2 protein-coding genes are annotated in these 2,176 nt (G+C 68.0%); both read left to right on the top strand.

Going from position 1 to position 2,176, the window contains the following annotated elements; all coding sequences use genetic code 11:
* A partial coding sequence (locus ACWELQ_RS44335) for a terpene synthase family protein (RefSeq protein WP_452402955.1) occupies positions 1 to 736 on the top strand: 736 nt, incomplete at its 5' end.
* Positions 737 to 888: 152 nt separating this feature from the next.
* Entirely contained in the window at positions 889 to 2,052 is a 1,164-nt protein-coding gene (locus tag ACWELQ_RS44330) for a polyprenyl synthetase family protein (protein WP_452402954.1), read from the top strand.
* Positions 2,053 to 2,176: the final 124 nt, after the last annotated feature.

The raw sequence follows: 2,176 nt of genomic DNA, 5'->3' as shown, positions 1-2,176 counted from the left end.
GTTCGATATCGAAATCCCCGATCCCCGACGGTGTTTGGCGACCATCACCGACATCGAGGCCGTACTGGACGGTACCGCAACACCTTCCGGGGTGCTGGCGACCGCCTTCGCCGACCTGTGGAAACGCCTGTGCCACGAGCGTTCCACGGCCTGGTGCGAAAGCGTGCGCGGCGAGATCCGCGACTGGCTCTGGACCTACTACACCGAAAGCGTGGGACGGCTCTCGGGCGATCTGCCCGACCTCGACGCCTACCGCGCACATCGGCGAAACGGGGTGGCACTGTACGTATTTCTCGACATCAGCGAACGCGCCGAGGGCGTCGACCTGTCCACCGCGGCCCGCAACCTGCCCGCCATGCGCGGGCTGCGCGAAGCCGCCGTGGAACACATGGGACTGTTCAACGATCTGATCTCGGTCGCCTCGGACGAGGCGTCCGGCTACCTCTACAACGCGGTGCTGCTCGCGCAGTTCCATCACGGGCACAACCGAGCTCAGGCCCAGCAACTCGTCAACGACATGCTCTCGGACTGTGTGCGACGCGTGCTCGACGCCGTCGAACGACTGCCGACCGAACTGACCGATGCCGGAATCACCGGCCGCGAGCGCGCGGACATCCTGGTCACCGCCCGGAACTACACCGTCTACATGCGCGCGAACCACGATTACCACTATCAGGCGGCCCGCTACATGAGCGCACCCGTGGAAGCGCTCGAACACGGTCTGCCACTTACCTGAAGAAACGAAACCTGCCGCCGTTGCCGAACTGGAATCCGCAGGCAACCCCCAGGTTTCGGGTTGTGATGGGACTATGAGCTTCTTCTAAGCATGGCTGCCGAGCTTCCCACCAGGTGGCTGTGGCATCCGTGTCCGAGAGAGCGGGGCCGATTATGCGAGCGTCGAAACCGATCAAATTCACCGTCGGACAACATCTCGAGGGCAGACGCCGGTGGGGGCTGTCGCGCCCCGTCGCGGCCGCCCTGGCCGGGCATGACGAAACCTGTGCCCGCGCCACCGAATCCATCTCCCGCCCCCTCGACGCTCCGACCGAACGAAGAGCCCGCCACCGCCTGACCGAGGCCAGATCCGCCATCGAACCGGTGCTGAGATCCGCGGTCGGCTCCCTGGCCGACCCGCTGGACCGGATGGCGGGGTACCACTTCGGCTGGTGTGATCCCGATGGCGTGGAAATCACCGGCGCGCAGGGCAAAGCGCTGCGTCCGGCGCTCACCTTCGCCGCCGCCACGGCGTGCGGGGGCGACATCGCCGCCGCACGGTACGCCGCGGCCGCTGTCGAACTGCTGCACAACTTCTCGCTGGTCCACGACGATGTGATGGACACCGATCCGTTCCGGCACGGCCGTCCGACCGTATGGCGAGTCTGGGGCGAGACCAATGCGACGCTGCTCGGCGACGCGCTCCAGGCGCTCGCGCTCGGCGTGCTGTGCGACGGCGCGCCCGAGGGGGTGGCCGCCGAGGCGGTTATCCGCCTGTCCCGGGCCACGGTGACGCTGTGCCGTGGCCAATACGAGGACTGCGCCTTCGAAACCCGGCCCACGGTCACCGTCGACGAGTACCTCACCATGGCGGCCGGGAAAACCGGTGCGCTGCTGGGCTGTGCCTGCGCGCTGGGCGCTCTGTGCGCGGGAGCCGATCATCGGGTGGTGTCGGCGATGCACACCTTCGGCACCGAGCTGGGTCTGGTGTTCCAGTTGGTCGACGACTTCATCGACATCTGGGGCGATCCGCAGATCACCGGAAAACCGGCCCACAGCGACCTGATTCACCGCAAACAGTCGTTCCCGGTGGTGTGCGCGCTCGAATCCGAGACCGACGCGGGCCGGGATCTGGCCCGCCTCTACCAGTCCCGTCATCCCATGACGGCGGCCCGCGCGGCGCGCGCGGCCGACATGATCGAGCAGGCCGGTGGCCGCCAGTGCACGCTGCGGCGGGCCTCGGCGGCCCTGGACGCGGCCTTCGAGGCGCTACCCGACGAGGGCGTCGCCACCGATCTGGCCGCCCTCGCCCAGCTCGTCGCGCACCGGGATCACTGAGGGCGCAGGCGGTTTCGCCGCCCGCGCCCGTTACGTCAGCCCGACGACACCGGCGCGGGGGGGGGGTTGTCGGATCTTCCGAAACGAATCCCCTTTGCCGCCATGCCGAGAGCTGTTTGGAGTG

The organism is Nocardia sp. NPDC004722 (genome assembly GCF_053601505.1).
This window is presented reverse-complemented; position numbering and strand designations above follow the sequence as displayed.

Bases quoted from the DNA above. Each gene is read 5' to 3' on its own strand.
- ACWELQ_RS44330 (WP_452402954.1), top strand. From the start codon at position 889: ATGCGAGCGTCGAAACCGATCAAATTCACCGTCGGACAACATCTCGAG.